The following is an 18,465-nucleotide window of genomic DNA, read 5'->3' on the forward strand; positions in this document are numbered from 1 at the left end:
GCCCCCACCCGGCCCAGCCGTCACATCCCGCTGCGCTGCCCCGGCAGACTCGCCCTGCTCCCCGCATACGCCTCGCGGCCGTTCTCCGAAGACGACGACAGTGACGCCGACGTCCCCACCGGGCTCGGCGGTGCCGTGCGGCGGGTCTGGAGCGGGACCGGGCCGCCCTCGGGGTGCAGGGGCGCCGGTGCGCTCGCCTGGCCCTGATGTGCTGTCGGCCCGACCGGACTCGCCGTGCCGTCACCGTCCGTCGGCGGCCGCTCGCCCTGCGGCCTGCGGGCGCGGTACGCGGCCCGGTACGCGGCCGGGGACGACCCCAGCTGCCGGCGGAAATGCCCGCGCAGCGCCACCGGCGAACGGAAGCCGCAACGGCCCGCGACCTCGTCCACCGAGAAGTCCGACGTCTCCAGCAGGCGCTGGGCCTGGAGCACCCGCTGCGTGATCAGCCACTGCAGCGGGGCACTGCCCGTCAGCGAGCGGAACCGGCGGTCGAACGTACGGCGGCTCATGTATGCCCGCGCCGCCAGCGTCTCCACGTCGAACTGCTCGTGGAGGTGTTCCAGCGCCCAGGCGACGACCTCGGCGAGCGGGTCGGCGCCGATCTCCTCCGGTAAAGACCGATCGAGGTAGCGCTCCTGGCCGCCCGACCGGCGCGGGGGGACCACCAGGCGCCGGGCCAGCGCGCCCGCCGCCTCGTTGCCGTGGTCCGTCCGCACGATGTGCAGACAGAGGTCGATCCCGGCCGCCGTACCCGCCGACGTCAGCACATCGCCGTCGTCGACGAACAGCTCCCTCGGATCGACGTGCACCGACGGATAGCGCTTGGCCAGCGTCGGCGCGTACATCCAGTGCGTTGTCGCGGGGCGGCTGTCCAGCAGGCCCGCCGCCGCGAGGACGAAGGCGCCGGTGCACAGCCCGACGATGCGGGCGCCTTCCTCGTGCGCCCGGCGCAGTGCGTCGAGCGCCTCCTCCGGTGGCGGAGAAGTGATCGAACGCCAGGCCGGTACGACGACCGTGCCCGCTCGTGAGATCGCTTCCAGGCCATTCGGGGCGGTGAGTTCCAGGCCCCCTGTGGTCCGCAGCGGACCTTCCTCGCCGGCACACACCAGCAAGCGGTAGCGCGGCACGCCGGCGTCCTGGCGGTCGATGCCGAACACCGAAAGCGGTATGGAACTCTCGAAGATGGGACCGCCGCTGAACAGCAGCACCGCGACGATCTCCTTGCGGCGTCGCCCGGAAAGTTTCCGGGCCGCGGCTTCCGGCGCGGCAGTGGAGTCGTGGCTCATACTGCTAAGCCCCCCTCGGTGGTCGCGGCTCCTCGGTTGTGTCGCTCCTGCACGTTTCCCCTCGGTCCTGCACGAGTCCCCCGCCGTAAGAAAGTCAAGATCGAATCTACTGCGTCCCGTGGTGCCGGGAAGACCAGTTCGTCATCCGGCACATTGTCGACTTGGCAACTTGGCGTGAAGCATTCGATCACGAAGCGTTGCACTCGTGGGCCGTGCAGGGAAGTGCGCCTTGTCGCAGTGGCCAATCCACGTAGGGTGCGCAGACCCCCGGCGGCCCTTTCCGTGCAGGTGGAACGGGGGTTGGGGGGTGGTTGGGACCGGGGACACGCGGGGGCCAGAAGTTGGCTGAAAAGAGTCGGGCGCGTGCGTGAAAACCGGTCAGCCGACCGGTGTATTTCCCCCAGTGTGACGTCCGCCTCTGTGTGCCCCCGTTCCGGTCCTGTGATGGCGGCCGCGATGCGGGGCGCGTTCCTCGGCGAGCAGGCGGGCCGCGCCGCGCTCGGACTGGCGCAGGAGGATACGGCAGACGGCGGTGACGGCGGCGAGACCGAGGGCGGTGCCGGCGGCGCCGGCGAGGGAGGTGCCGTACCAGAGGAGTACCACGGGGACGAGCGCGCAGCTGAAGGTCGCCCAGCGGACCACGTCCGTGGCGGAGTTCTGGCCGGGTGAGGTCGCGAGGGGGGTCTCGGAACGGCGTCTGGGACCGGACATGCGTGCTCCCTGGGGCGTGGCTCCTGGGTTCAACGCGTGTTCGATCCATCGGTCACTGTGTGTCCGGTGTGACCCGGCCGTAAGTGAATGCTGTGCAAACCGCCTGTACAGCGCAGCAACCATTGCGTTACAGGCGCCCACTCGTGCATGCTCCCTGGAATCCCCACGCACCGTGGGCGGGATCTGGGCTAAGGAGGCGTGCCGCCGTACCCTTGGGGGTATGGGGTTGGGAAGATGATTCCCGGACACAGCTCAGCCGCACACTGTCGTCCCATCCGATCAAGGATCACAACGCCGAGACAGCCATGGCCGGTCACGAATTCTTCGAACCCGCGGACCGCAAGCGGCCGGTCGCCGACCCGACGGCGGCCGATCCCCTCGCGGCGGAAGAGCCACGCCAGTCCTGCGACCCCGCCTTCAAGCACGGTGTCGTCGTGGGCTTCGACGGCTCCACATCCAGTGAGCGCGCCCTCGCGTACGCCATCGGTATGGCCCATCGCTCCGGGTCGGGCCTGATCATCGTCCATGTCGCCAACCGGCTGCCCACCACCGTGTGGGCGGGCTGCGAGCCGCCGGTCTTCGTCGACGTGCCCGATCACCGCACCGAGGTGCTCGGCCTCGAGCTCGCCTGTGCGGACTACCTCACCGAGGTGCCCTGGGTCCTCGTCGAGCGCGGCGGCGACATCTGCCACGAGCTCGAAGAGGTGGGCCGGGAGTACGAGGCGGACGCGATCGTCGTCGGCTCCACGCACGGCCTCGTGGGCCGGATCTTCGGCTCCGTCGCGGGGCGGCTCGCCAAGCGGGCGAAGCGGCCCGTCGTTGTCATTCCGTAACTCGCCGTTCTCCCTGGTGAGATGCGGCCTGGGTACGGCCAACTCCCTTTGTGCGCCGCATAAATCTACTCGCGCGTAGAGGTGTTTGTGCCTTTGTGAAGGGCATATACCGGTCACCGCACAACTGCACATGCATGAAGGGAGCCCGCCGTGGACAACGACGTCTCCGCGGGAAGCACCACCACGATCGTCGGCCGACTCGCTCTCGGCATCACCCTGTTGGCCTTCGGCCTCGGGTACACCGAAGTGATCGACGGCGTGACGGCAGCGGATGCCGTTTCGATCGCGCAGTACGTGGGCGGAGTCGCCCTCTTCGTCGCCGGCCTCATGGCGTTCCGCGACCGTGACGCCGTCGGTGGTACGGCTTTCTCGGCGCTCGGTGCGCTCTGGTTCACCTGGGCTGTCTCTGCCGACGGCCAGGTCTCCGCCAACGCGGCCGGACTGTTCCTGTTGCTCTTCGCCCTCGTGGCGCTGTCCCTCGCCGTGGCCGGCGGCGACCAGCTCGGCAAGGGCATGTACGGGCTGTTCTTCGTGTCCCTGCTGCTCCTCGCGATCGCCAATTTCGCGGAGAACGACGGCCTTGCCAAGGTCGGCGGGTGGTTCGCCGTGGCGGCGGGGGCGGTGGCGTGGTACGCGGCCACAGCCGCGCTGGCCCATTGGCCGACCGCACTTCCGCGACGCGCTGCCGGCCGGAGGGTGACGGCTACCGGTTAGCTGCGCAGGCCGGGGGTTGGGCGGCCCCCGGTGATGAGAACGGACCCCCCGTGGTTGGTGGCCACACGTGGGGGGTCCGTCCTCTTTGGTCGGCCTCTGCGGGTGCGTGGGGGCTTGTCGCGCAGTTCCCCGCGCCCCTAAAAGGGCGGTTTTACTCGACCGTCACCGACTTGGCGAGGTTCCTCGGCTTGTCGATGTCCCTGCCCAGGGACAAGGCCGTGTGGTACGCGAGGAGTTGGAGGGGGATGCCCATGAGGATCGGGTCCAGTTCGTCCTCGTTCTTCGGGACGACGATCGTCTGGTCGGCCTTCTCCTGGTCCTGGTGGGCCACCGCGAGGATCTTGCCGCTGCGGGCCTTGATCTCCTCCAGGGCGGCGCGGTTCTTCTCCAGCAGGTCGTCGTCGGGGACGATCGCGACCGTCGGCAGAGCGGGCTCGATCAGTGCCAGCGGGCCGTGCTTGAGCTCGGAGGCCGGGTAGGCCTCGGCGTGGATGTACGAGACCTCCTTGAGCTTCAGGGAGGCCTCACGGGCCACCGGGTAGCCCCGGACGCGGCCGATGAAGAGCATCGAGCGGGCCTCGGCGTACTCCTGGGCCAGCTTCTTGATCTCCTCCTCCCGCTCCAGCATCTCGGAGATCTGGCCGGGCAGCTTCCGCAGGCCCTCGATGATCCGCTTGCCGTCGCGGACGGAGAGGTCGCGGGTGCGCCCGAGGTGGAGAGCCAGTAGCGCGAAGGCGACCGTCGTGTTCGTGAAGCACTTCGTCGAGACGACGCAGACCTCCGGGCCCGCGTGGACGTAGATACCGCCGTCGGCCTCGCGGGCGATCGCCGAGCCGACGACGTTCACCACGCCCAGCACCCGCGCACCCTTGCGCTTCAGCTCCTGGACGGCCGCCAGGACGTCGTACGTCTCACCGGACTGCGACACGGCGACGTAGAGGGTGTCGGGGTCCACGACCGCGTTGCGGTAGCGGAACTCCGAGGCCGGCTCGGCGTCCGCGGGGATGCGGGCCAGTTCCTCGATCATCTGCGCGCCGATCATGCCCGCGTGGTACGAGGTGCCGCAGCCGAGGATCTTCACGCGGCGGATCTGGCGCGCCTCGCGGGCGTCCAGGTTGAGGCCGCCGAGGTGCACGGTGGAGAAGCGGTCGTCGATGCGGCCGCGCAGCACACGGTCCACGGCGTCGGCCTGCTCGTGGATCTCCTTGTGCATGTAGGTGTCGTGGCCGCCCATGTCGTAGGAGGCCGCCTCCCACTCCACGGTGGTCGGCTCGGCGGTCGTCCGCGTGCCCTCGGTGGTGTAGGTGCGGAAGTCGTCGGCCTTGAGGGTGGCCATCTCGCCGTCGTCCAGCGTGACTATCTGGCGGGTGTGGGCGACCAGGGCGGCGATGTCCGAGGCGACGAACATCTCCTTCTCGCCGATGCCGAGGACGACCGGGGAGCCGTTGCGGGCGACGACGATCCGGTCGGGGAAGTCGGCGTGCAGGACGGCGATGCCGTACGTGCCCTCGATGACCCGCAGGGTCTCGCGGACCTTGTCCTCCAGCTTGACGGCCTGGGAGCGGGCGATGAGGTGGGTGAGGACCTCGGTGTCGGTCTCGGAGAGGAACTCGACACCGTCCGCCTCCAGCTTGCGGCGCAGGTCGGAGGCGTTGTCGATGATGCCGTTGTGGACGACGGCGACCTTGCCCTCGGCGTCGAGGTGCGGGTGGGCGTTCACGTCGGAGGGGGCGCCATGGGTGGCCCAGCGGGTGTGGGCGATGCCGGTCGTGCCCTTGAAGCGCGCCGGGACCTTCGCCTCCAGATCGCGGACGCGGCCCTGGGCCTTGACCATCTTCAGGCCGGACGTCTTCGGCGACGTGACGGCGATGCCCGCCGAGTCGTAGCCCCGGTACTCCAGCCTCTGGAGACCCTCCAGCAGCAGGGGCGCCACGTCGCGCTTCCCGATGTAACCGACGATTCCGCACATATATAGGTATTCCTCAGCGTTTCGCAGTATTTCGATGGATCAGCCGTAGACCATGCGGCGCAGCTGCCGGAGCGTGAGCTCCGGCGGTGCCACCGCCCGGTATTTCAGGTCCGCCCCGATCCGTTCGAAGATCGTCGCGTTCACCAGGCCCTGGGCCTGCAGCTCGCGGTGGCGGCGACGGACGTAGTCCTCGGTCGTCTCGTCGAAGTAGGCGAGCACGTCCTGGATCACACGCAGCGCCTCGCCCCGGCTGAGGGGCGTGGACCGCGTCAGATGATCGACAAGTTCCTCGTGCACCCGGTAGATCCTGGAGCACCAGCGGCACTTTCGCAAGAATTCTGCCCGACTTCGGGCAGGGGCGTGTTGGAATGCTATCGCCTACTGCCCTCCACCTCGCACGCCTCCCTACATCCTCTTGAGGATCGCCTGCTTGGCCATCGCGAACTCCTCGTCCGTCAGCACGCCGGTGCGGTGCAGCTCGCCGAGCTCCCGTAACCGGCGCAGCAGCGCGTCGTGGTCGTCCTCGCCGGTGGACGGGGCAGTCGGCTCGGGCCGCGGCGGTCGTACGTCCTTCGGGGCCGCCGCTGCCGGATGCGGGAGGCGGGCCTGGACGGCCGCCGCGACCAGGGCCATCAGCGGGTCCTTCTTGAAGCCCCACAGCTCCACGGAATTGGGGTCGTACTTGGGCGGGGCCTTGGTCGGGGCGTTCCGCACGGTGAAGCGGAGGTAGCCGTTCTCCAGGCCGACCGCCGGCTGCCACTCCACGGCGGAGATGTCGGCCAGTACGAAAACGCGACTGCCGGCGGCGGCCTTGGCGTCCTCGGTCTTCCAGTTCCAGTCCAGGCGGACGCGCTCGCCGTCGAAGCGCGCGGTGCCGTCCCCGGCGGAGACCGACAGCGGTACCGCCGGGCCCGGCAGCAGATACGTGTCCACCGGGTCGGCCGGGACCTGGTCCAGAAGCAGGGCGTCGCGGACCTCGTCCACGAAGTACTCGGCGACGCCGTAGCGGTCGGACTCTACGGTCAGCTGGTACGGGTCGTGCGGCTCGGTGAGCCGGCCGCCGGTCGCGTGCAGCAGCGGATCGGAACCGTCGCGCAGCCGCAGCCTCAACCGCCCGGTCTTCTTGCCCTGCTCGAACGAGATCCCCGCCAACGCTCCCAGCGGGACAGTGAGTTCACCGAGCGTTTTGCGGAACAGGCTGACGTTCTTGTCCCGCCCGGGGGTCAGTCGCAGGGCATCGCCGTCGAAGGTCCAAGTGCCGTCCTTCTGGAGGATTTCCGCCATGGAAGGATTGTTTCACCCTGGGGCGACGGGCACCTCGGAGGACCGTACTCCGGGGTGCCCGTCTGTCTGTGGGGGCGGTGTCTACAGCCCTGCGATGGGGTTCTCCAGGTTGCCGACCAGCTGAAGCGCACTCGACGGGTCCGCCAGGTCCACCATCTGCTTGTTGTCGCGCAGCTGGAGGCGGTTGAGGCAGGACAGCGCGAACTCGGGGGCGAACATGTCGTACTGCTTGAACTTGTCGGCGAGTTCGGGCACCGAGTGCTGGTAGTCGCGCGTCGCCTCCGCGACCGTCCGCCAGAAGTCCTCCTCCTCCAGGATCCCCTCGGTGGCGAGGTTCGCCGCGAGGAAGCGGAAGAAGCAGTCGAAGACGTCCGTGAAGATCGACAGGAGCTTCTTGTCCTCGGGGACCTCGACCCGGATGCGCCGCACCTCGGGCGGGAGCACCGCGTCGGGGTCCATGACGGCGATCTCCTCGGCGATGTCCTTGTAGATCGCGCGCTGGACCACGCCGTCCTTCAGGACCAGGATCACGTTCTCGCCGTGCGGCATGAACACCAGGTCGTAGGCGTAGAAGCTGTGCAGCAGCGGGGTGAAGTACGCCCGCAGGTAGCGGCGCAGCCACTCCTTCGGGGTCAGCCCGGACTGCTCGATCAGCGCGCCCGCGAAGGACGCGCCCTCATGGTCCACGTGGACCAGGGAGGCCATGGTGGCGAGGGACTCGCCGTCCTGGAGGGAGGCGACCGGGCTCTCCCGCCAGAGGGCGGCGAGCATCTTCCGGTACGGCGAGTAGCGGTCCGTGGCCGCCTCGTACTCCAGGTGCCGGTATCCGACGGCCGCCCGCTCGCGGATGATCGACAGGCCCGTCGACTTCAGCACCGGGTCGCCCTCGATCAGCTGGTCGAGCCAGTCGTTGATCGCCGGGGTCGCCTCCATGTAGGCGGCCGACAGGCCGCGCATGAAGCCCATGTTGAGGACGGACAGGGCCGTCTTCACGTAGTGCTTCTCGGGGTGCGAGCGGTTGAAGAAGGTGCGGATGGACTGCTGGGCCAGGTACTCGTCGTCGCCCTCGCCCAGGCAGACGAGATGGCCACGAGCGACCTCGGCGGCGAAGGTGACCGTGAGCTTGTTCCACCACTGCCAGGGATGGACGGGGATGAGGAGGTAGTCGGCGGGGTCGAGGCCCTGGTGCGAGAGTGTGTCGCGGAAACGGTTCAGCGTCACATCGCCCAGTTCGTCCCGCAGGAAGGACTCGTACTCGATCCCGACGCCCGCCGTGAACGCCGCCCGTGAGCGGTGCGCGGCCAGCCACACCAGCCGGACCGGACTCGCGGTCTCGGGGGCGTACGACAGGTACTCGTGGATCCCGAAGCCGAGCCGCCCGTTGTTGGCGACGAAACAGGGGTGGCCCTCGGTCATGCCGGTCTCGATGTCCTGGAAGCCGCTCTTCGTGAGCTCGGCGACCGGGACCTGCGGTTTGGTGAGCTTGTAGCAGGTGCCGGAGAGGGTGGAGGAGATCTCCTCCAGGTAGACCGGCAGGATCTCGTCGCTCAGGCCCAGTGTCCGCTTCAGCTCGATGAAGAAGTCCAGGGCGGCGAGCGGGAGTTCGGCGCTGTTCCGGGTGCGGGTGATCGAGTCGGCGTCCACCTGCCAGTGGTCGAGGGCGCGGCGGGTGGCGGTGAAGCGGTAGCGGGTGAGGCCGTCGTCGCTGCGGACGACGTAGTCACCGCCTTCCTTCTCCGGCGCGATCAGCCGCTCGTGCGCGAACTCGGCGAGCGCCTTGCGGATCAGCAGGCGGTTGGCCTGCTCCCAGCGCTCGGGGGAGAGGTGGGTCACGGCGTCGGCGAGGCTCATGCGCTCACCCCCGTCGCGGCGAGGCTGTGCCTGTTGAAGAAGTGGTCCCGTGTGCAGAAACTCAGCAACGCCTTCTTCTCCGGCTTCTGGATCTCGCGCTCGGGCACGAATCCGACGGCTTCGTTCAGGGCGTGGACGGCCTTGTTGGACACGTCCGGCTCGACGACGACGCGTTCCACCGCCGGGTCCTCGAAGAGGTACGCCATGACGGCGGTGATGACGGCCCGGGTGAAGCCGTGCACGGGCCGGTCGGTGGGCGGCACGAGGAAGTGCATGCCGACGTCTCCCGGCTGCGGGTCGTACAGGCCGACCAGCTCGCGGTGGGCGGGGTCGTACTTCTCCATCAGGAAGGCGGGCTCGCCGTCGCGCAGGCCGAGGTACGCCTGCTGGTGCTCGTCGGCCGCGATCTCCATGTAGGCGCGCTCGACGTCCTCGAGTTTGGCCTCCTGCATCATCCAGAAGGCGGCCTTGGGGTGGGTGAGCCAGGAGTGCAGCAGCTCGGCGTCCTTCAGGGGATCGAGCGGGCGGAATGTGAAGGTCATACGGCGAACTCCTGGAACGCGATGGACTTCTCGACCGGGTAGTACTCGGTGCCGAGCAGCTCGCGGATGATGTAGCTGTTGCGGTACGGGCCCATGCCCAGGTCGGGGCTGGTGACGCTGTGCGTGTGCACGCCGGCGTTCTGCAGGAAGACGCCTCTGCCCGTCACGTCGATCGCGTAGTTGCGGGCCACGTCGTAGTTGCCCTGGGAGTCGTAGCGCAGGCGGTCCCGGACGGGCTCGAGGAACTCCGGCTCGGCGTACTTGTAGCCGGTGGCCAGGACCAGGCCCTGGGACTCGATCTCGTAGTCCTTCTCCTGCTCCTCCTGGCGGAAGGACAGGGTGTACGTGCCGTTCTCGTACCGCGCGCCGGTGAGGGAGGAGTTGGTGAGCAGCCGCGTGGGCACGGGACCGCCGAGGTTCTTCTGGTACAGCAGGTCGAAGATCTCGTTGATCAGGTCGCCGTCGATGCCCTTGAACAGGCCCTTCTGCTGGGCGGTGAGGCGGTAGCGGGTGGCCTCGGGCAGCTCACGGAAGTAGTCGATGTACTCCGGGGACGTCATCTCCAGCGTGAGCTTGGTGTACTCCAGCGGGAAGAAACGCGGGGAGCGGGTGACCCAGTTCAGCCGGTAACCGTGGACGTCGATCTCGCTGAGCAGGTCGTAGTAGATCTCGGCGGCGGACTGGCCGGAGCCGACCAGCGTGATCGACTCCTTGCGCTGCAGCTCCTGCTTGTGCCGCAGGTAGCGGGAGTTGTGGATGAAGTCGCCGCCCAGGTTCTGGCAGGCCTCGGGGATGTACGGGGGTGTGCCCGTGCCGAGGACGAGGTGACGGGCGCGGTACACGTCTTGGGCCTCGGTGCGTACGAGGTAGTGCTCGTCCTCGTACGTGACCTCGGCGACCGTCGTGTTGAAGCGGACGCTGCTCAGCCTGTTCGCGGCCCAGCGGCAGTAGTCGTCGTACTCGACCCGCAGCGGGTAGAAGTTCTCGCGTATGTAGAACGAGTACAGACGGCCCTGCTCTTTGAGGTAGTTGAGGAACGAGTACGGCGACGTCGGGTCGGCCAGGGTGACCAGGTCCGACATGAACGGCGTCTGGAGGTGGGCGCCGTCCAGGAACATGCCCGCGTGCCACTCGAAGTCCGGCTTGGACTCCAGGAAGACGCCGTCGAGTTCGTCGATGGGCTCGGTGAGGCAGGCCAGGCCGAGGTTGAACGGGCCGAGCCCGATCCCCACGAAGTCGTAGGTCTTGTTCGTGGTGTCAGGAAGCGCGGTCAAGGGACTCTCCCAGGTACTGCTCGGCATGGCCGGCGATCAGGTCGAGGACGGCGGCGATGTCGGACGCCTGCGTCTCGGGATTGAGCAGGGTGAACTTCAGGTAGTGGCGGCCGCCGACCTTGGTGCCCGCGACGATCGCGTCGCCGGAGGCGAACAGGGCCTTGCGGGCGTAGAGGTTGGCGCGGTCGATCTCGGCCGGGTCGGTGACGGCCGCCGGGATGTAGCGGAAGACGAGGGTGGAGAGCGTCGGCTCGACGACGACGTCGAAGCGCGGGTCGGCGGCGAGCAGCTTCCAGCCCTCCACCGCCAGCTCGCAGACCTCGTCGAAGAGCTGCCCGATGCCGTCGGCGCCCATGACGCGCAGGGTCATCCACAGCTTGAGCGCGTCGAAGCGGCGGGTGGTCTGGAGGGACTTGTCGACCTGGTTGGGGATGCGCTCGTGCACCATGCGGCGGGGGTTGAGGTACTCCGCGTGGTAGGTGGCGTGGCGCAGGGTGGCCGCGTCCCGGACCAGGACGGCGGAGGAACTCACCGGCTGGAAGAAGGACTTGTGGTAGTCGACGGTGACCGAGTCGGCGCGCTCGATGCCGTCGATGCGGTCCCGGTACTTGACGGAGGCGAGCAGTCCGCAGCCGTAGGCGGCGTCCACGTGCATCCACACGCCGTACTGCTCGCACAGCTCGGCGACCTCGGGCAGCGGGTCGATGGAGCCGAAGTCGGTGGTGCCCGCGGTGGCGACGACGGCCATGGGGACGAGGCCGTCCTGCTTGCAGCGCTCCAGCTCGTGGGCGAGCGCGACGGTCTGCATGCGCTTGTCGGCGCCGACGGGGACGGAGACCACGGCGTCCTGGCCGAGCCCGAGGAGCTGCGCGGACTTCTTCACGCTGAAGTGGCTGACCTCGGAGGCGAAGATGCGCAGTTCGGCCAGGCTGTCGGTCTTGGCCTCCTCGCGGGCCAGCAGCAGAGCCTGGAGGTTGGACTGGGTGCCGCCGGAGGTGAACACGCCGTCGGCGTTCTCGCCGAGGCCGATGCGGGCGGTGGTCCAGTCGATGAGCTTGCGCTCGATGAGGGTGCCGCCGGCCGACTGGTCCCAGGTGTCGAGGGAGGAGTTGACGGCGGAGAGGATCGCCTCGCCGAGTACGGCCGGGATGACGACCGGGCAGTTGAGGTGGGCGAGGTAGCGGGGGTGGTGGAAGTAGATCGCGTCCCGGAGGTAGACGTCCTCCAGTTCGTCGAGCACCGCCTCCGTGTCGTGGAGCGGCTTGTCGAGGTCGATCTCGTCGATGCGGGGAGCGAGGGCGTCGACGGTGACGCCGGTGAACGGACTTACGGTGGTGGCGAGTTTGGCCGCCACCCGCTCTATTCCTTCGGTCACGGAGCGGCGGTAGTGCTCCGTGGTCGTGTCGTTGAGCAGGTGCGAGCGCATGTGCGGGTCCTCCGGTGGGGACAGTCCGTGGGGCGGGGAGCGGGGCGGAGCCTCGGCTCAACTTAGGTTAGCCTAACCTAATTAACTTTTCCGAAACCCTGCCCCTGCCGTGACTGCCGTCACTCTGAACGCAGACCTGATGCCGACTGGTCGAGGGGGTGCGTCACCCCGCCTCGCGCAGCTGCTCCTCGGTCAGACCCTGCCGCCAGTAGCCGACGAAGGTGACTCTGCGGCGGTCGATCCCTCGCTCGCGCACGAAGTGCCGGCGCAGCTCCTTCACGCACCCGGACTCGCCCGCGATCCAGACGTACGGGTGCGAGGCGTCCGGGAGTTCGGCGGAGCGGATCGCGTGGAGAGCCATGGGGGAGCTCTCCACGCCCCCCTCGTCCTGGACGAGCCAGGTGATCTCGGCCTCCGCCTCGGTCCGAACGTCCTGGATGTCGCCGGCGTGCGGCACCTCCAGCCAGACCCGGGCACGGGTGCCGGCGGGCAGCGACTCGACGATGGCGCAGGCGGCGGGTACGGCGGTCTCGTCGCCCCAGACGACCACGAGATCGGCGTCCTCCGGCGGCCGGAAACGGATCGCCCGGTTGTCCGCGATCGCCGGACCGAGCAGCACGACCTTGTCACCGGCGGCGGCCCGCGAGGCCCACCGGGAGGCGGGGCCCGCGGCGATGGCCGCCCCCGGCTCCACGCCGTGCAGGACGAAGTCGATGTCGATCTCGTCCGGGGCGCGCCTGAGGGCCCGGAGCGTGTACGAGCGCATCACCGCCCTTACGCCGTCCGGGAGTTCACGCCAGCCCTGCCACCAGCCGTCCCCGAGCTCGATCGGGATGACCGGCTCGGGCTGGCCCGGCTGTGGCAGGAACAACGACAGGGACTGGTCCCGTCCGTCGGAGTGAAAGTCCTTCAGCTCGGGCCCACCGAAGGTGACCCGGACCAGAGACGGACCGAGCCGCCTCGTCCGCACGACCTGGAGGGAGAAGAAACGGAACGGGGCGGCTACAGCCGTAGTCATGGGGGTAACTCCTGAATCGCCGTCAGGTATGCCTACCAGGGGCGCGGGGACTGCGCGACCAGCCACAGACGGCCGGCAGCCACCCGCAAAGCTCAGCCACCCCTAATCAGCTAACTTTCGTCGCCTTCTCGATGGCTTCGGCCAGGTTCTCGACCAGAGGCACGCACTTGTCGTACGACAGGATCGGCTCGGGAGAGCGAGCGATGACCTGCCCGGCCTTGACCGCGGGCAGCTTCTTCCAGGTCGCCTCGGCGATGTCGGCCGGCTGGATGGTCGAGGAGCGGTCGTCCATCATGATGATGTCGGCCGCGTACTTGTCGACGTTCTCCCAGCTCAGGCTCTCGAACCAGCCACCGCCCTGCTTCTTGGCGCTCTCCGGCGGCTCGACGAAGTTCACGCCGAGGGCCTTGAAGTACTCCAGGTCGATGGAGAGGTTGGTGCCGGAGACGTAGAACAGCTCCTGGCTCGCGGAACCGGCCATCACCTTGATCTCGGGCTTCGCCTTGGCGGCCGCGCGCAGCCGGGTGGCGGCCTCCTCGAACCGCTTCTTGGCGTCGGTCACCTTGGCGGACGTCATGTCGCCGCCGAGCGACTCGGCCAGCTCCCACATGCGCTCCAGCGGCTTGGTGAGCTGCCGGTCGTAGACGGAGATGCCGACGCTCGGAGCGAGCTGGGCGATCTTGTCCTTGGACGCCTCGGGCACGTACCAGAGGGTGCCGGCGTCGTCGAACATCGTGCTGATCAGCACGTCGGGCGCGAGAGTCGCGTACTTCTCGACGTTGAACTGGTCCCAGGCGTTGCCCAGGATCGTCAGCTTGCTGATGTCCATGTCACCGGCCTGGACATCGGGCTTGCCGTCCGCGGTCCTGGTCGGGCCGAAGACGCCCTTGACCGAGACGCCGTAGTCGTAGAGGGCGGCGGCGACGCCGGTGAACGCGACGATGTTCGCGGGGACCTTGTCCAGCTTCACGGTGGTGCCGCGGTCGTCCTTGAAGGACCAGGGACCGGAGGCTTTGGCCCCCGCCGTCGAGTCCGAGCCACTGTCCTTCGAGTCGCTGTCGCCGCACGCGGCCAGGAAGGCGCCGAGACCGAGGGCGCCGCCGGTGGCGAGCAGGCCGCGGCGGGAGAAGTTGGCGGTTCTGGCGTTCGGCATGGGATGGATCCGCTTTCGTACGTACGTGGGGCCACTGGGGGGTCCGCGCCTGGGAGTGGCTGGAATCAAGCTTAGGTTAGCCTAACCTCATATTTTGTCCAGGGACTCGGTACCTGTGCCCCTCGCGGCACGGGGCGATGCCCGTCGTAACGGTGATCCGAATCACAGGGCACCGCCGGCTGGTCGCCGGCGGTGCCCTGTGAGCGGCTGCGGTTCAGACGTGTCTCATCCGTCTCGGTTCAGCCCGCCAGCCCCAACTCCCGTGCGATCAGCATCCGTTGCACCTCGCTCGTGCCCTCGCCGATCTCCAGGATCTTGGAGTCGCGCCACATGCGGGCCACCGGGTACTCGTTCATGAAGCCGTAGCCACCGTGGATCTGGGTGGCGTCGCGGGCGTTGTCCACGGCGATGGTGGAGGAGTAGAGCTTGGCGAGGGCCGCCTCCTTCTTGAAGGGCTCGCCGGCCACCAGGCGCGAGGCCGCGTCGCGCCAGGCCAGGCGGGCCGTGTGGGCCTTCATCTCCATGTCGGCGATCTTGAACTGGATGGCCTGGTTCGCGCCGATCGGACGGCCGAACGCGTGGCGTTCCTTCGCGTACTTCACCGACTCGTCCACACAGCCCTGCGCCAGGCCGGTCGCCAGCGCCGCGATCGCGATGCGGCCCTCGTCCAGGATGCGCAGGAACTGGGCGTAGCCCCGGCCCTCCTCGCCCAGCAGGTTCGCCGCCGGGACCCGGACGTCGGAGAAGGACAGCTCGCGGGTGTCCGAGGCGTTCCAGCCGACCTTCGAGTACGGGGGCGCGACCGAGAAGCCCGGGGTTCCGGACGGGACGATGATCGCCGAGATCCGCGGACCGCCGTCCGGCTTGCGGCCCGTCACCGCCGTGACCGTGACCAGGCCCGTGATGTCCGTACCGGAGTTGGTGATGAAGCACTTGGTGCCGTTGATCACCCACTCGTTCGTCTCCGGGTCGATCCGGGCCGTCGTACGCGTCGCACCCGCGTCCGAGCCGCCGTCGGGCTCGGTCAGGCCGAAGGCGCCGAGGACCTCGCCCGTGCACAGCCGGGGGAGCCACTCCCGCTTCTGGGCCTCGGTGCCGAAGAGGTGGATCGGCATGGCGCCGAGCGAGACGCCCGCCTCGAGGGTGATGGCCACGGAGGAGTCGACCCGGGCCAGTTCCTCCAGGGCCACGCCCAGCGCCAGATAGTCGCCGCCCATACCGCCGTACTCCTCCGGGAACGGCAGCCCGAACAGGCCCATGCGGCCCATCTCGCGGACGATCTCGTACGGGAATTCGTGGTGCTCGTAGAACTCGCCGATCTTGGGCGCCACGACGTCGTGGGCGAACTCCTCGACCGTACGGCGCAGTTCTTCGAGTTCGGGGGAGAGTCGGTGGTCCATTGTTCTTCACTGCTCCTGGTGGGAGAGGGCCCGGACGGTGCGGGACGGGCTGGGTCGGCCCAGTCGGTCGGCCATCCACACGCTTGTGGCGACGAGACGGCCGAGGTCGACCCCGGTGTCGATGCCGAGGCCCCGCAGCATCCACACAAGGTCTTCGGTGGCGAGGTTTCCGGTGGCGGACTTCGCGTACGGGCAGCCGCCGAGGCCGCCGGCGGAGGCGTCGACCGTGGTGACGCCGTGCTGGAGGGCGGCGAGGGTGTTGGCCAGTGCCTGGCCGTAGGTGTCGTGGAAGTGCACGCCAAGGGCGCCGACGGGGATGTCCTGTTCGGTGAGCGCGGTGAGCAGCGCTCGGACGTGGCCCGGTGTGGCCACCCCGATCGTGTCGCCGAGGCTCAGCTCGTCGCAGCCCATGTCGAGGAGCGCCTCGCAGACGCGGACGACCTGCGGGACCGGGACCGCGCCCTCCCAGGGGTCGCCGAAGCACATGGAGAGATAGCCGCGGACATGGACGCCTTCCGCCTTCGCCCGCGCCACCACCGGCTCGAACATCGCCAGCGCCTCGTCGAGCGTGCGGTTGAGGTTGGCCTTGGCGAAGGACTCGGTGGCGCTGGCGAATACCGCGACACGGTTCGCCCCCAGCGCCAGGGCGCGGTCCAGGCCGCGTTCGTTCGGCACGAGGACCGGGAGCGCGACGGGCAGACCGGCGACGAGCGGGAACAGCTGCTCGGCGTCGGCCAGTTGGGGCACCCACTTGGGACGCACGAAGCTGGTCGCCTCGACGGTGGTCAGGCCGGCGTCGGCGAGGCGGCGGACGAACTCCGCCTTGACCTCGGTCGGCACGGTCGCCTTCTCGTTCTGCAGGCCGTCCCGGGCGCCGACCTCGTGGATGCGGACGTGGGCGGGGAGGTCCGCCGCCGGTACCGTCATGGGGAGTCCCTGCACGGTCATTCCGCCGCCACCCCTTCTTCCTCCTGCGGTGCGATGACGGCGTCGTGCGGTGCGATGACGGCCAGGACCTGATCCATCGCGACCGTCGTGCCCGGCGCCACGTCCAGCTCGGCGACCGTGCCCGCGTGCGGGGCGGAGATGACGTGCTCCATCTTCATCGCCTCCACGACCAGCAGACTCTGACCGGCGGTGACCTCGTCGCCGACGGCGACCTTCACGACGGTCACCGTTCCGGGCATCGGCGCGGTGAGCGAGTCGGCGCCGGAGTGCGCGGCCCGGGTCAGCGACGCGGCGACCGGGTCGTGGTCGCGCACCTGCCAGGCGTCGCCGTCGCGGCCCAGCCAGGTGCCTCCCGGCAGGGCGGCGAAGGTGTGGGCCACGCCGTCGAGCCGGAACGTGAACCGGAGATCCGGTCCCGTGCCCGGGGGCAGGCCCTTGGCCCTCCGGAGGGACCGCTCCTCGCCGTCGAGCAGCAGCTCGACGCCGTCGTCCGCCGTGCCGCGCACGCGGACGGTCACGGGGTCGTGCCCCGGCACCCGCATGTGGTGGGCCGTCCAGGCGTGTTCGCCGCCGAGGCGCCAGCCGCCCGGCACGGAGAACGGATCGACCCAGCCGGACGTCCGCGGGACAAGACGGGCCTGACGCAGCAGGGCGGCGGCCGCGTACACCGCTTCCGGTACGTCCGCCGAGACCAGCCCCTCCGCCTCCCGCTCGACCAGCCCGGTGTCCAACTCCCCCGCGACCACCGCCGGGTGCGCGAGCAGCCGCCGCAGGAACCCGGCGTTCGTCTGCACGCCCAGCGTGACCGTCCTGGCGAGGGCCGCGCGGAGTTTCCTGATCGCCGTGGCGCGGTCCGGCCCGTACGCGATCACCTTGGACAGCATCGGGTCGTACAAGCTGCCGACCTCGGTGCCCTCGCCGAGCCCGGAGTCGGTGCGGACGCCGTCGCCTTGGGGCTCGTGGAGCTTGAGGATCGTGCCGCCGGAGGGCAGGAATCCGCGCGCGGGGTCCTCGGCGCAGATACGGGCCTCGACCGCGTGGCCCGTCAGCCGGATCTCCTCCTGCGCGAACGGCAGCCGCTCGCCCGCCGCGACCCGCAGCTGCCACTCCACCAGGTCGAGGCCCGTGACGAGCTCGGTGACCGGGTGCTCCACCTGGAGGCGGGTGTTCATCTCCATGAAGTAGTACGACTTCGGGTCCCCGCCGGGGACGATGAACTCCACGGTGCCCGCACCCTCGTACCCGCAGGAACGGGCCGCCTGGACCGCCGCCTCGCCCATGGCCGCGCGGGTCTCCTCGTCCAGGAGGACGGAGGGCGCCTCCTCGATGATCTTCTGGTGGCGACGCTGCAGGGAGCACTCGCGCTCGCCCAGGTGCACCACGTTCCCGTGGCCGTCCGCCAGGACCTGGATCTCGATGTGCCGGGGCCGGTCGATCCACCGCTCGACGAGCAGCGTGTCGTCGCCGAAGGAGGCGCGTGCCTCGCGGCGGGCGGCGGCGATCTCGTCCGCCAGTTTCTCCGCGTCCCGTACCAGCCGCATGCCCTTGCCGCCGCCACCGGCGGAGGGCTTCAGCAGCACGGGCATGCCGATCTCGCGGGCCGCGTCGGCCAGTTGCGCGTCCGTCAGGCCGCTGCCGCTGGACCCGGGAACCACCGGCACCCCGGCCGCCTGCACCGTCTCCTTGGCGCGGATCTTGTCGCCCATGAGGGAGATCGCCTCGGCCGGCGGCCCGATGAAGACGAGGCCCGCGTCGGCGCACGCCCGTGCGAAGCCGGCGTTCTCCGCGAGGAAGCCGTATCCCGGGTGCACGGCCTGGGCGCCCGTGCGGGCGGCGGCCTCCAGGATCCGCTCGACGGACAGATAGCTCTCGGCCGCGGGCGCCGGTCCGATGCGTACGGCCGTGTCGGCCTCGCGGACGTGCCGGGCGTCGGCGTCCGCGTCGGAGAAGACGGCCACCGCGCGCACGCCCATCGACCGCAGCGTGCGGATGACGCGGACGGCGATCTCGCCCCGGTTGGCCACAAGGACTGTGTCGAACATCGTCGTAAGGTCCC

16 protein-coding genes are annotated in these 18,465 nt (G+C 69.4%); 2 read left to right on the top strand and 14 right to left on the bottom strand.

The window, feature by feature from the left end; all coding sequences use genetic code 11:
- Nucleotides 1–20: 20 nt before the first annotated feature.
- Together ABT063_RS07600 and ABT063_RS07605 are read right to left on the bottom strand one after the other, a co-directional pair.
- The gene (locus tag ABT063_RS07600) at nt 21–1,286 is read right to left on the bottom strand and encodes a helix-turn-helix domain-containing protein (RefSeq protein ID WP_351056260.1); all 1,266 of its coding nucleotides are present in this window, start codon (nt 1,284–1,286) and stop codon (nt 21–23) included.
- A 378-nt stretch (nt 1,287–1,664) separates the two neighbouring features.
- Nucleotides 1,665–1,997 carry a hypothetical protein gene (locus ABT063_RS07605; protein ID WP_351056261.1) on the bottom strand — a complete coding sequence of 111 codons (333 nt, stop codon included), beginning with the start codon at nt 1,995–1,997 and terminating at the stop codon, nt 1,665–1,667.
- 305 nt (nt 1,998–2,302) lie between these two features.
- On the opposite strand from ABT063_RS07605, the gene ABT063_RS07610 reads away from it, so the two are divergent.
- Entirely contained in the window at nt 2,303–2,830 is a 528-nt protein-coding gene (locus tag ABT063_RS07610) for a universal stress protein (RefSeq protein ID WP_351056262.1), read from the top strand.
- 150 nt (nt 2,831–2,980) lie between these two features.
- Nucleotides 2,981–3,544, top strand: coding sequence for a GPR1/FUN34/YaaH family transporter (locus tag ABT063_RS07615; protein WP_351056263.1), 564 nt, complete (start codon nt 2,981–2,983; stop codon nt 3,542–3,544).
- Nucleotides 3,545–3,695: 151 nt separating this feature from the next.
- Here ABT063_RS07615 and glmS read toward each other — a convergent pair whose 3' ends face one another.
- From glmS to ABT063_RS07675, 12 genes are all read right to left on the bottom strand, one after another.
- A complete protein-coding gene (glmS, locus tag ABT063_RS07620; protein WP_351056264.1) occupies nt 3,696–5,513 on the bottom strand; it encodes a glutamine--fructose-6-phosphate transaminase (isomerizing) in 1,818 nt (605 codons plus the stop codon).
- Between the two features lie 39 nt (nt 5,514–5,552).
- Entirely contained in the window at nt 5,553–5,810 is a 258-nt protein-coding gene (locus tag ABT063_RS07625; protein ID WP_351056265.1) for a hypothetical protein, read from the bottom strand.
- Between the two features lie 108 nt (nt 5,811–5,918).
- Nucleotides 5,919–6,797, bottom strand: a complete 879-nt coding sequence (locus tag ABT063_RS07630) for a DUF4429 domain-containing protein (protein WP_351056266.1) — start codon at nt 6,795–6,797, stop codon at nt 5,919–5,921.
- 81 nt (nt 6,798–6,878) lie between these two features.
- On the bottom strand, nt 6,879–8,648 hold the full coding sequence (locus ABT063_RS07635; protein WP_351056267.1) for an IucA/IucC family protein: 1,770 nt from the start codon (nt 8,646–8,648) through the stop codon (nt 6,879–6,881).
- On the bottom strand, nt 8,645–9,190 hold the full coding sequence (locus tag ABT063_RS07640; protein ID WP_351056268.1) for a GNAT family N-acetyltransferase: 546 nt from the start codon (nt 9,188–9,190) through the stop codon (nt 8,645–8,647). The genes ABT063_RS07635 and ABT063_RS07640 overlap by 4 nt, the downstream gene beginning before the upstream one ends.
- Nucleotides 9,187–10,491 (bottom strand): lysine N(6)-hydroxylase/L-ornithine N(5)-oxygenase family protein, encoded by a 1,305-nt coding sequence (locus ABT063_RS07645; protein WP_502990771.1) that lies wholly within the window; start codon nt 10,489–10,491, stop codon nt 9,187–9,189. Before ABT063_RS07645 ends, ABT063_RS07640 begins: the two co-directional genes overlap by 4 nt.
- Nucleotides 10,448–11,890 carry a lysine decarboxylase DesA gene (desA, locus tag ABT063_RS07650; RefSeq protein WP_351056270.1) on the bottom strand — a complete coding sequence of 481 codons (1,443 nt, stop codon included), beginning with the start codon at nt 11,888–11,890 and terminating at the stop codon, nt 10,448–10,450. Before desA ends, ABT063_RS07645 begins: the two co-directional genes overlap by 44 nt.
- Nucleotides 11,891–12,053: 163 nt before the next feature.
- The gene (locus tag ABT063_RS07655) at nt 12,054–12,908 is read right to left on the bottom strand and encodes a siderophore-interacting protein (protein WP_351056271.1); all 855 of its coding nucleotides are present in this window, start codon (nt 12,906–12,908) and stop codon (nt 12,054–12,056) included.
- A gap of 106 nt (nt 12,909–13,014) precedes the next feature.
- Nucleotides 13,015–14,061: an ABC transporter substrate-binding protein gene (locus ABT063_RS07660; protein WP_351056272.1), complete on the bottom strand. Its 1,047-nt coding sequence runs from the start codon at nt 14,059–14,061 to the stop codon at nt 13,015–13,017.
- Between the two features lie 239 nt (nt 14,062–14,300).
- Nucleotides 14,301–15,461 carry an acyl-CoA dehydrogenase family protein gene (locus tag ABT063_RS07665; RefSeq protein ID WP_351056273.1) on the bottom strand — a complete coding sequence of 387 codons (1,161 nt, stop codon included), beginning with the start codon at nt 15,459–15,461 and terminating at the stop codon, nt 14,301–14,303.
- Between the two features lie 6 nt (nt 15,462–15,467).
- A complete protein-coding gene (locus tag ABT063_RS07670) occupies nt 15,468–16,409 on the bottom strand; it encodes a hydroxymethylglutaryl-CoA lyase (RefSeq protein ID WP_351056274.1) in 942 nt (313 codons plus the stop codon).
- On the bottom strand, nt 16,406–18,451 hold the full coding sequence (locus tag ABT063_RS07675; RefSeq protein WP_351056275.1) for an acetyl/propionyl/methylcrotonyl-CoA carboxylase subunit alpha: 2,046 nt from the start codon (nt 18,449–18,451) through the stop codon (nt 16,406–16,408). The genes ABT063_RS07670 and ABT063_RS07675 overlap by 4 nt, the downstream gene beginning before the upstream one ends.
- Nucleotides 18,452–18,465: the final 14 nt, after the last annotated feature.

The organism is Streptomyces sp. NPDC002838 (assembly GCF_040295365.1).
Classification (GTDB): domain Bacteria; phylum Actinomycetota; class Actinomycetes; order Streptomycetales; family Streptomycetaceae; genus Streptomyces.

Coding starts and splice junctions, on each gene's coding strand:
- ABT063_RS07600 (WP_351056260.1), bottom strand. CDS start 1,286: ATGAGCCACGACTCCACTGCCGCGCCGGAAGCCGCGGCCCGGAAACTT.
- ABT063_RS07605 (WP_351056261.1), bottom strand. CDS start 1,997: ATGTCCGGTCCCAGACGCCGTTCCGAGACCCCCCTCGCGACCTCACCC.
- ABT063_RS07610 (WP_351056262.1), top strand. CDS start 2,303: ATGGCCGGTCACGAATTCTTCGAACCCGCGGACCGCAAGCGGCCGGTC.
- glmS (WP_351056264.1), bottom strand. CDS start 5,513: ATGTGCGGAATCGTCGGTTACATCGGGAAGCGCGACGTGGCGCCCCTG.
- ABT063_RS07630 (WP_351056266.1), bottom strand. CDS start 6,797: ATGGCGGAAATCCTCCAGAAGGACGGCACTTGGACCTTCGACGGCGAT.
- ABT063_RS07635 (WP_351056267.1), bottom strand. CDS start 8,648: ATGAGCCTCGCCGACGCCGTGACCCACCTCTCCCCCGAGCGCTGGGAG.
- ABT063_RS07640 (WP_351056268.1), bottom strand. CDS start 9,190: ATGACCTTCACATTCCGCCCGCTCGATCCCCTGAAGGACGCCGAGCTG.
- ABT063_RS07645 (WP_502990771.1), bottom strand. CDS start 10,491: ATGCCGAGCAGTACCTGGGAGAGTCCCTTGACCGCGCTTCCTGACACC.
- desA (WP_351056270.1), bottom strand. CDS start 11,890: ATGCGCTCGCACCTGCTCAACGACACGACCACGGAGCACTACCGCCGC.
- ABT063_RS07655 (WP_351056271.1), bottom strand. CDS start 12,908: ATGACTACGGCTGTAGCCGCCCCGTTCCGTTTCTTCTCCCTCCAGGTC.
- ABT063_RS07660 (WP_351056272.1), bottom strand. CDS start 14,061: ATGCCGAACGCCAGAACCGCCAACTTCTCCCGCCGCGGCCTGCTCGCC.
- ABT063_RS07665 (WP_351056273.1), bottom strand. CDS start 15,461: ATGGACCACCGACTCTCCCCCGAACTCGAAGAACTGCGCCGTACGGTC.
- ABT063_RS07670 (WP_351056274.1), bottom strand. CDS start 16,409: ATGACCGTGCAGGGACTCCCCATGACGGTACCGGCGGCGGACCTCCCC.
- ABT063_RS07675 (WP_351056275.1), bottom strand. CDS start 18,451: ATGTTCGACACAGTCCTTGTGGCCAACCGGGGCGAGATCGCCGTCCGC.